This is a genomic window from Devosia sp. (assembly GCF_040509215.1).
Taxonomy (GTDB): domain Bacteria; phylum Pseudomonadota; class Alphaproteobacteria; order Rhizobiales; family Devosiaceae; genus Devosia.
The window spans coordinates 1-9,708 of sequence record NZ_JBEVLL010000225.1 but is presented as its reverse complement, the minus strand read 5'-3'; the positions used below and the strand labels follow the sequence as shown (position 1 = coordinate 9,708).

Below are 9,708 nucleotides of genomic sequence, written 5' to 3'. Positions count from 1 at the left end.
CCTGGGCAATGAAGAACTGTTCAACTACGAAAATCGCTTTCTCGCGCTCGATGGGACCTACCACCGCATCGAGTGGCACACGACGCTCGAGGACGGTCTGGTCTTTGCCTATGGTCGGGATGTCACCGAACGGCGGCAGGTGGAGCAGGCGCTGAGCGAGAGCCAGGAGCAGTTCCGCCACCTGGTTCAGGGCGTCACGGACTATGCGATCTACATGATCGACCTTGAGGGCCACGTCTCGAGCTGGAACGAGGGCGCGCGCCGGATCAAGGGCTATGAGCCCGAAGAAATCATGGGCGAACACTTCTCGCGTTTCTACCGGGAAGAGGACCGCATCAGCGGAGAGCCGGAGAAAGCCCTCGAGGCCGCACGGCGAGATGGCCGCTTCAGTGCGGAGGGCTGGCGGGTGCGCAAGAATGGCGAGCTTTTCCGCGCCAGCGTGGTGATCGACGCCATCCGCGACGACCACGGCCGACCCATCGGCTTTGCCAAGATTACGCGCGATATCACCGAGCGCGAGCAGGCCCAGCGCGAGCTGGAAGCTGCGCGCGAAGCCCTGTTCCAGTCTCAGAAAATGGAAGCCATCGGCCAGTTGACCGGTGGCGTGGCTCATGACTTCAACAATCTGCTGATGGCAGTGTTGAGCAGTCTCGATCTCCTGCAAAAGCGGCTACCGTCGGACCCGCTGTCGCAACGACTGCTCGACAATGCCATCGAGGGCGCCAAGCGCGGCGCCACGCTGACCCAGCGGATGCTGGCTTTTGCGCGACGTCAGGACCTCCATCTCGATCAGGTCGACGTTGCCAATCTGCTCGCCGGGATGAGCGACCTGGTGCAAAGGTCGATTGGGCCGGAATGGCCGATCTCCACCCAATTCCCCCTGAAACTGCCGGCAGTGCGCGCCGACGCAAATCAGCTTGAAATGGCCCTCCTCAATCTCATCGTCAACGCTCGCGATGCGACGCCGGGTGGTGGCCCAATCACCATCTCCGCGGATCGCCAGCACGTCGACAAAGGCACCGGGTCAGCTCTGGCGAAGGGCGACTACATTCGTTTGGTGGTCGGGGACAAAGGCAGCGGGATGGACGCCGAGACCCTGCGGCGTGCGACGGAGCCATTCTTTACGACCAAGGGCGTTGGCAAGGGCACGGGTCTGGGCCTGCCGATGGTGCATGGCATGGCGAGGCAATTGGGCGGCGACTTCGAAATCGAAAGCAAAATGGGCGAAGGCACCAAAGCCATTCTCTGGCTGCCGATTGCCGAAGCTGAAGCGTCCCGCCCCGCCTCGCCGCAGAATGAGGCAGTCCAATCGCCTATTCCCCGGCTCACCGTTTTGGTGGCTGACGACGACGCGCTGGTGTTGATGAACACGGCTGCCTTGCTGGAAGATCTCGGCCACGAAGTGATTGAAGCCTATTCGGGCGGCGACGCGCTGAAGAAATTCCGCGCCCGTAGCGATATCGACCTGATCATTACCGATCAGGCGATGCCCAATATGACCGGCACGCAATTGATTGAGGCCATCGACGAAGATCGGCCTGGCGTTCCTGCCATCATCGCCAGCGGCTATGGCGAAGGCGTGGAGCTGCCGGGGCGACATGTGGAGCGCTTGGGCAAGCCGTTCGATCAGGCGCGCCTCGCCAAATCGATTGCCCGGGTGATGGATCCCAGTTTCGCTTGATGGCCACCTGAGACAGTCCATCACCGATAAAGAGCTCGTGCGCCTCCACGCGATGGGGTTTTGTGGCGGGAGCATATGGGATAGAAGCGCTGGATCATTCCAGGGTTCAAGATTGGCTCGCCCCAGCACTCCGCCACCCGGCCTCTTTACGACACGCGATGTTGCTCTCGCTGCGGCTCTGTCGCCGCGCGAGTTTTCCCTGTTGCTGGCAAGGGGCGTCGCGCCCGAGCCGCTCAAGGAAGTACCAGGGCGCGGCGGGCATCGCCTCTTTTGCAGCGACGGCCTGAGCCATGCCGCGGTGATCAGTGGCATCCATCAGGCGGGGCTTGAGCTTCTGGTGGCCGCGCGGCTGGCGGCCATGCTGGTGGAACACTACAATCTCGGCCAGAACGGCAATCTCGCCAATTTTCCCGATGTCGAAGAAGCGTCAGGCCTTTATGACGCGCATGCCTATCTCTTTGCGCGGCCAGATCTCTACTCGCCCGGCAGGTCGCGCCAGGGAGACATCCTGATCGAAATCGAAAACGGCCAGACGCTTTCGACGGGGCTGCTGGATTTTGAGGCGCGCGCCTATTTCAACCGTGGCGTGGTGCTCAGTCTTGATGGGCTTGGCTTTCCGCCGCATGAGCAGGGCCTGCAGGAAAAGACCGATCCGGTGAGCCTGGTCTTTTTCAACCTGTCGCTGGCCGTGCGGAATGCCTTTGATCGCATGCTTCAGGCAAAGCAGGGTACGTCGGCGAGTTCGGCCTCAGCCTCTTAACGGGTGGACGGTTCCGGTCACGGAAACCTGTACCGCCTGACCGGCCTCCAGCACCTGCGCCGAGACGTGGTCGAAGCTGATCGTCGCCATCTGTCCACGATAGAGCCGTTCGATCGTGACGGTGCTTTTATTTCCGCGATCGAGCACCGACGCGACCTTCCATTCGGTCGAGTTGGGCGCGGGGCCGATGGTGACCTGCTCGGGGCGAATGAGCACGGTTCCAGTGCCCTCTGCGGTGTCATCCTCGGGAAGAGGAAGCGCGCCCAGGGCGCATTCGGCTACCCTGCCGGAAAAGTCGGCCGGCAGGATGATGGCTGCGCCCAGAAACGCTGCGGTCGTCGCGTCGATTGGCCGACGATAAAGGGCTTTTGGGCTGCCGGCCTGGACCAGCCTGCCATCACGCAGGATCACCAATTGGTCGGCAAAACCCATGGCTTCGTCGCGGTCATGCGTGACCAGCACGGTCGCGACGCCGGCTTGCGCCAGGATTTGCGCCGTGGCGTCGCGCATCTGTTCGCGGAGGCCGGCATCGAGCGCTGAAAATGGCTCGTCGAGCAGCATGAGGCGGGGTTGGCGCGCCAGGGCGCGAGCCAGTGCTACGCGCTGCTGCTGGCCGCCCGACAATTGGTGCGGCTGGCGTTGCGCCATGCTGCGGTCGAGTTCGGTCAGGTCCATCAGGGCCAAGGCGCGTGCCGAGGCATCGGCCTCGGAGCGGATACCGAAACAGATATTGTCGAGCACACTCAGATGCGGAAAGAGCGCGCCTTCCTGCATGACAAGGCCGATATTGCGCCGATGAGCTGGGACGCCGACCTCTGGGTCCGCGATCAATTCGCCATTGAGCTCGATCTTGCCTTCATCCGGGGTTTCGAAGCCGGCGATCAGGCGCAGCAGGGTCGTCTTGCCCGAGCCGGATGGGCCGACGATCACGGTGCGGGAGCCCATGGCGACATCGAGGTTTATGCCGGCAAGCGCAGTCGTCGTGCCGTAAGTCTTGCCGAGATTAGCGATGTGAAGAACGGTCAAGACGAACGGGCTCCGGTGGCCTGGCTATGAAGGATGATACAGAGCGGCAGGGATAGCACCACCATGGCAAGGGCGAAGGGGGCGGCCCCGACATGGTCGAATTCGCCGGTGCGGGCCCAGAACTGGGTGGCGAGCGTTTCGGTGCCGATGGGGCTCAGCATCAATGTCGCGGTGAGTTCGGTGGTGATGCCCATGGCGACCAGCGCCATGCCGGCGGCAATGCCGGGAAAGGCGAGGCGCAGGGTGACGCCGACGACGGCCACCAGCGGCGGGCGGCCCAAGGCCGTGGCGGCGCGTTCGAGTTCGATGGGCACCTGCGCGAGGCTGGCGCGCACCGAAACGATGGCACGCGGCAGGTAAAGCAGCACGTAGGCCAGAAGCAGCGTCGCGATGGTCTGGTAGAGCGGTAGCGCCACGCGAACGGTGACAGCGACCAAGGCCAGGGCGACGATGACGCCGGGCAGCGCGCCGACTTGGAAGTGGATGTTCTCTAGCGTCTTCTGCACGGGTCCGGGCGCGCGGGCCGCGAGCCAGGCGATGGGCAAGGCCATGATGCAGACCGTGACCGCTCCGGCCAGGGCATAGCCGGCCGTTTGCCAGGTTGCGGAGACAAGCTGGGGCAGATGCCAGGATTCGATGCCACCGATAAGAAGCCAGCGGAGCAGCGTCACGACGGGCAGCCCGATAGCGAGCACCGTGACGAGAAGGGGTAGCGCCATGAAAAGCGGCCACCAGATGCCCAATTTGACGAGAGCGACCTGTCGCGCCGCGCCGCCGCCGACGCGGGCATAGCGCCTTTCGCCCCGCAGCCAGGCTTCGGCTGCAAGGAAGATCACGGCAAGAAAGACGAGCACGATGCCCATCAGATTGGCCGCCGGGCCGTCATAAACCGCCTGAAACTGGCTGACGATAGCGACGGTCAGCGTGTCGTAGCGGATGAGCACATAGAGCCCGTATTCGGACAGAAGGTGCAGCGCGATCAAGAGTGCACCGCCCGAGATGGCCAGTCGCAATTGCGGCAGCACGACGCGCAGGAAAACCGCGAGAGGCCTGGTGCCGAGCGTTGCTGCCACGTCCTCCATGGCCGGATCGAGCCGACGCAATTGGGCGATGACCGGCAGGTAGACCAGTGGGAAATAGGCAAGGACGGATACGAGAACCGCTGGCCAAAGGCCACGGAGTACGGGAATGGCACTGTCCCAGGCATAGGCCTGGACGAAGGCCGGAATGGCCAATGGCGCTACGGCAAGCCAGCGCCACAGCGCGCGCCATTTGAGATCGCTGCGCTCGGTCAGCCAGGCCAAGGCCAGCGCCAGCGCAATGCTGAGCGGCACGGCGAGGACTTCGAGCAGCATGGTGTTGATGAGCAATTCGCCGATGCGCGGGCGAAACAGCAGTGCGCTCGCCGTATCCCAGCCAGACTGGAACAGGACGACAAGAACGAAGCCGACGGGAAGCAGCGAAAGCGCCGCGACCGCGATCGCGGCGGCGAGCACGAAGGGTGACGCCCCGCGGCGGCGATGCCGATAAAGGCGCATTGGCACGCCAGCGCGGCCCTTACTCGGCAATGCCTGGTGCATGGGGTGTCAGATCACCCCTGCGGCGGTCATCAACTGCACCACTTCCTGCGCATTGAGCAGCGACGGATCGATGTCGGGGCTGTCGATGGTCGAAAGCGGGGGCAGCGCCGGATTGGGCTCGATGCCGCTGGCAATGGCATATTCATAGCTGTGCCCATCGCGGAGGATCGCCTGGCCCTCGGGTCCGGTGACGAAGGCGAGGAACTGCTGCGCGGCTTCCGGATTGTCTGAGGCTTTCAGTACGCCGCCGCCCGAGACCGAGACGAAGGCGCCCGGGTCCTTGTTGGCGAAGTAATGCACCTTGAGCTTGTTCGAGCTTTCGCCCGTGCCGGCCTGATCCCCGAAATAGTAGTAATTATAGATCAGCGCCGCCGCCACTTCCCCGACATTGGCGCCGCGCATGGCTTCGAAATTGCCGCGATAGGGCAGCGCGTTCTGCTTCAGTCCAACCAGCCAATTGGCGGTTTCTTCGGTGCCGCGCAGTTCGAGCAGCGCTGACACGATGGCCTGGAAATCGGCACCGGCCGGCGCCGCGCCCCAGCGGCCCTGCCATTCGGGATTGGCGAGGTCGAGCATGGAGACTGGCAGCTCATCTTCGCTGATCATCTCGGTATTGTAGACCAGCATGGTCGTGCGGGCGGCAATGCCGGTCCACATGCCGCTCTCCGGACGGAACTGCTCGGGCGTGTTGGCGAGGGTCTCCGGCGCGACCGGCAGGAAGAGGTCGGCATCCTGGACCATCATCATCGCCGGGGAATTTTCGGTGAGGAAAATATCGGCCGGCGAATTGAGCCCTTCCTGGACGATCTGATTGGCCATCAGCACGTCGGTGCCCTTGCGGATCGCCACCGGAATGCCGGTCTTGGCGGTGAAGGCATCAGCCCATTCCTGCGTCAGGGCCTGATGCTGCGAGGTATAGACCGTCAGGCCATTGTCCTGCGCCAGCGCCGGAGCGGCAAAGGTCAGCGTCAGTGCGAGCGTGGCGAGAAAAGTCCTGGTCATGCAATTGTTCCCTTACGATTCTACCCAGAGGCGCTTGAGATTGGCGCTGCTTTTGTTGATCAGTTCGAATTCCTCGGACTTGCCATCGCGCTCGAAAATGGAGCGGGCGACGCGGTCGAGATCAAAGAGGATTTCGCGTTCGTCGGCGCGTCGGACGAGGCTCTGCGCCCAGGTTACCGCCACTTCGCGGCGGCCGCGTGTGACCGGTTCGACGCGATGCAGAACCGTGGTCGGATAGACAATGGCCGAACCGGCGGCGAGTTTGTAAGCCGCCTCTCCGCCCGTCGTTTCCATCACCAGTTCGCCCCCATCATAGGTGTCGGGTTCAACGAGGAAAATCGTCACCGAGATATCGGCCCGCATATGGTCCGGACCCATCAGGGGATTGTCCATATGGGTGCCGAATTCCATGCCCGGCTCGTAGCGCGCAAAAAGCGGCGGCGCGAAGCGGCGCGGCAGCACGGCTCCGGTAAAGACCGGATTGGCCTTCAGGGCTGCGATGACCTTGTCCTGCGCGGCGGCAAGCGCTGGCCCTGCCCCGAGCTGCTCATTGTTCTTGACCAGCCGCGACGCCCAGCCCGAGCTCAGCACACCATCGACGAAAACGCCCGATGCAACCGTCCCCCGCAGATCCGCCAGAGCGTCGCGATCAAGCACGTCGCCGATACACAGGATCATGCCGCTGTTCCCCTCGCAGCCAAAAGTTGACATTCAGTGTCAGTTACATAGTTGACACTAACTGTCAGTTTATCTACCCCTTGGACCGGCGGTCCGCAAGCCGCGAAGAACAGGCCTGGAGGGTTTCTCGTGGAGCGTCGCACGCGGATTTGGATGGGTCTGGGCACCGCATTGCTGGTGGGCGGCGCGGGTGCAAATTCTCCCGCAATTGCGCGGCAAAATCCCGGCCTCGAATCCGAAGTCCAGCAGCCCTCTGCCATGCAGCCGACGCGACCGCGCGTGCTCGTCGCCCAGGCAGAAGCGGCCGGTGAAGGCGGGCCGGGCGAAGGCGGCGGCGCCGTGCTTGGGACGATCACCGAGTTTCGCCTTGCGACCAATGATACGACTGCATTTGCTTACGATGCGAAGAGCCAGGTTTCGGCCTATGCAGCCTTGGTCCATGACACCTATGCCGCGACCAATGCGGCGGCCCAGGCGCTTAATGACGCTGTAGCGGCCCTGCAGGCTGCGCCCACGGACGAGACCCTGGCCGCTGCCCGCGCCGCCTGGCTCACGGCGCGCGAAGCCTATCTCAAGACCGAGGCCTACCAGTTCTATGCCGGGCCGGTGGACATTCCCACTATTTCAGCCGATGCGCCGGGTGGACCGCTGCCGCGCCTCAATGGCTGGCCGGTCGATCCTGCTGTTATCGATGCCATTCTGGCGGACACTGCCCAGTCGCTTAACTTCCGCGCAATTGCCCGGCTCAACACGGTCGAGCCAACGGTCAACATCACGACCGGTCTGCATGTTGCCGAATACCTGCTTTGGGGCACGGATGGCGTACTGCCGGCTTCCGCCTTTGAAGGCGAATCCGGCGTGCGTCGCAGTGAATACCTTGCTTCCGTGACCCGGCTTTTCGTCAATGACACAGGCGCGCTTGTCGCCGCCTGGGCGCCCGATGTCGGCAACAATTATCGCGCCTCGGTCGAAAGCATGGACCAGCGCAATGCGCTGGGCCGCGCCTTCAACGGCATGACGGTGCTGATCGGCTACGAAATCCCGCTGCGCCGCATCGGTGCCGCACTCTTTCCGGCCAACAAGAATTTTCAGCCCTCGCCATTCAGCGACACGTCCGAGGTCGACAACGCCGCCTCCTTTGCCGGCGCGCGGGCGGTCTATTTCGATAGCGGGCTCGATGCGCTGGTCAAGGCAACCAATGCCGAACTGGCGAACAAGATAGACGCCGGCTTTGACCGCGCAACCCAAGCTCTCAGCGCGATGGACGCACCCTATGACCGGTTCCTCGCTCCCGGTTCGGGCAGTCCGGAACGCGCCGCCGGCGAAGAAGCCGCCCGCGCCCTGACCGATCTGGCGCGCGATTTGCGCCAGGCCGGCAACCAGCTTGGCGTGCTCGTCGTCGTACCCGGCATGTAGCCGTCGGAACAGATTTCGACCGTCGGGCAATGGCCCGCCGGAGAAAGCATAGGCCCGGATGCGCCAGATCGCCGTCCCGGTCAAAAAGGAGGACTTCAATGCTTACCCGTAGCCTCATCATCCTCGGCACCGCCCTGATGGCCAGTACCGCCATGGCGCAGGACATCACTTCGTCGGTCGACTTCACCACAGACAAGGCCAACGATTTCCGCGGCCTCGCCTATGGCGCCGACGGCAAGATCTACGTCTCTGGCCACATCGGCAATCCGAGCGCCGAAACCAATCCGGCCTCGCACGTGATCGTCGGGCGCTTCAATGCCGATGGCACGCCGGACACCGCTTTCAGCGAAGATGGCTTTGCCGAAGTCGACCTGCCTGGCGGCACGATCGAGCAGTCGCTTGCCGTGGCCCCGCTCGCCAATGGCGATGTGGTTGCCGCGATCAATGCAACCGAAGAAGACGGTGGCATCTCGGTCTATCTCGTGCGCTTTGACGCCACCGGCAAGCAGGTGACCGGCGACGCCTGGGGCGGCGAAACCGGCGCGCTCGAAGTCGTCTTCGGCTGGGCCAATGACAATAACGACGCCTTCCCCGGCGTCGAGAACCCGCCGCAGGACACGGCCTGGGACCTCAAGGTCGACAATTCGAGCGGGGAAGAAAAGCTCGTGGTCGCCGGTCACGGCTCGGCTGCCGAAGGCTCGGGCCGCACCGATGCCGACCGCTATGTGGTTCGCCTCCTGGCTGCCGATGGCTCGGTTGACGCCTCCTTCAATGGCGGCAAGCCCTTCACCTATCAGTCGGCCCAGACTTTTAACGAAGGCGGCCGCCGCATCACGCTTGGCGAAGACGGTTCGATCCTGAGCGCCGGCTACACCAATCTCGGCGAAACGCTGCGCAACCACATCATCCTCATCCATCTCAATCCGGATGGCTCGCTCGACGAGGACTTTGGTGGCTTCGTCTCCCCGCAATCCTCGGCTGAAGCCGTGGGTCTGGCAGCAACGCCCGGCATTGCCATCTTCAACCCGCTGGTGGCCGATGGCGGCTTTGCCGAAGGCTATGCAGCCGTTCAGCTCTCCGATGGTAGCTGGGTGACGACCGGCTATGGCGGCGCGACTGCTGAAGCCACGCCCTCGACGCTCGGCTTCAAGACCACCGAAGCGCCTGACCTCGTTTCCTTCCGCGTCAAGGGCAAGGAACTCGACACCACCTGGGGCAGCAATGGCTCGGCCGTGGTGCAGTCCGAAGGCCTGACCGGCCTCAAGTCGGCCGAAGAACGCGGCCGTCTCCTCGTCGGCCTGCCCAATGACCGTACCCTCCATGTCGGCTACTTTGGCGGCATCCCGTCTGCCGTCGTGCTCGACAGCGCCGGCAAGCTCGATACCACTGTCAGCGAAGACGGCATTCTTGCCCTGCCGAATGACACCGTGTCCGCCCAGTTCTTCGGCGCGGCCGTGTCGCCCGATGGCAAGCAAGTGGCTCTCACCACCAACAACAATGCCGGTGGCGCCCGCCTCGTGATCCTCGACCTGCAGGAATAGGCCGATACAAATCTGCTGGAATGG

The 9,708-nt window shown here is 63.5% G+C and carries 8 protein-coding genes; 4 read left to right on the top strand and 4 right to left on the bottom strand.

The window, feature by feature from the left end:
* Both ABW043_RS12585 and ABW043_RS12580 read left to right on the top strand, forming a co-directional pair.
* Nucleotides 1-1,681: PAS domain S-box protein (locus ABW043_RS12585; RefSeq protein ID WP_353921553.1), on the top strand; the 1,681-nt coding region annotated here is incomplete at its 5' end.
* Between the two features lie 112 nt (nucleotides 1,682-1,793).
* A complete protein-coding gene (locus ABW043_RS12580) occupies nucleotides 1,794-2,441 on the top strand; it encodes a hypothetical protein (RefSeq protein WP_353921552.1) in 648 nt (215 codons plus the stop codon).
* Here the strand turns inward: ABW043_RS12580 and ABW043_RS12575 are convergent.
* Genes ABW043_RS12575 through ABW043_RS12560 form a run of 4 tightly spaced genes read right to left on the bottom strand, consistent with a single transcriptional unit; the run spans nucleotide 2,430 to nucleotide 6,727 of the window.
* A complete protein-coding gene (locus ABW043_RS12575; RefSeq protein ID WP_353921551.1) occupies nucleotides 2,430-3,467 on the bottom strand; it encodes an ABC transporter ATP-binding protein in 1,038 nt (345 codons plus the stop codon). The genes ABW043_RS12580 and ABW043_RS12575 overlap by 12 nt on opposite strands.
* On the bottom strand, nucleotides 3,464-5,005 hold the full coding sequence (locus tag ABW043_RS12570) for an ABC transporter permease (RefSeq protein ID WP_353921550.1): 1,542 nt from the start codon (nucleotides 5,003-5,005) through the stop codon (nucleotides 3,464-3,466). Before ABW043_RS12570 ends, ABW043_RS12575 begins: the two co-directional genes overlap by 4 nt.
* A 48-nt stretch (nucleotides 5,006-5,053) precedes the next feature.
* Nucleotides 5,054-6,049 (bottom strand): iron ABC transporter substrate-binding protein, encoded by a 996-nt coding sequence (locus ABW043_RS12565; protein WP_353921549.1) that lies wholly within the window; start codon nucleotides 6,047-6,049, stop codon nucleotides 5,054-5,056.
* A gap of 12 nt (nucleotides 6,050-6,061) precedes the next feature.
* The gene (locus ABW043_RS12560; RefSeq protein WP_353921548.1) at nucleotides 6,062-6,727 is read right to left on the bottom strand and encodes a Fe2+-dependent dioxygenase; all 666 of its coding nucleotides are present in this window, start codon (nucleotides 6,725-6,727) and stop codon (nucleotides 6,062-6,064) included.
* 153 nt (nucleotides 6,728-6,880) lie between these two features.
* Between ABW043_RS12560 and ABW043_RS12555 the strand changes: the two genes are divergently transcribed.
* Both ABW043_RS12555 and ABW043_RS12550 read left to right on the top strand, forming a co-directional pair.
* Nucleotides 6,881-8,143 carry an imelysin family protein gene (locus ABW043_RS12555; protein WP_353921547.1) on the top strand — a complete coding sequence of 421 codons (1,263 nt, stop codon included), beginning with the start codon at nucleotides 6,881-6,883 and terminating at the stop codon, nucleotides 8,141-8,143.
* A gap of 98 nt (nucleotides 8,144-8,241) precedes the next feature.
* Nucleotides 8,242-9,684 carry an NHL repeat-containing protein gene (locus tag ABW043_RS12550; protein ID WP_353921546.1) on the top strand — a complete coding sequence of 481 codons (1,443 nt, stop codon included), beginning with the start codon at nucleotides 8,242-8,244 and terminating at the stop codon, nucleotides 9,682-9,684.
* The last annotated feature ends 24 nt before the right edge of the window (nucleotides 9,685-9,708 follow it).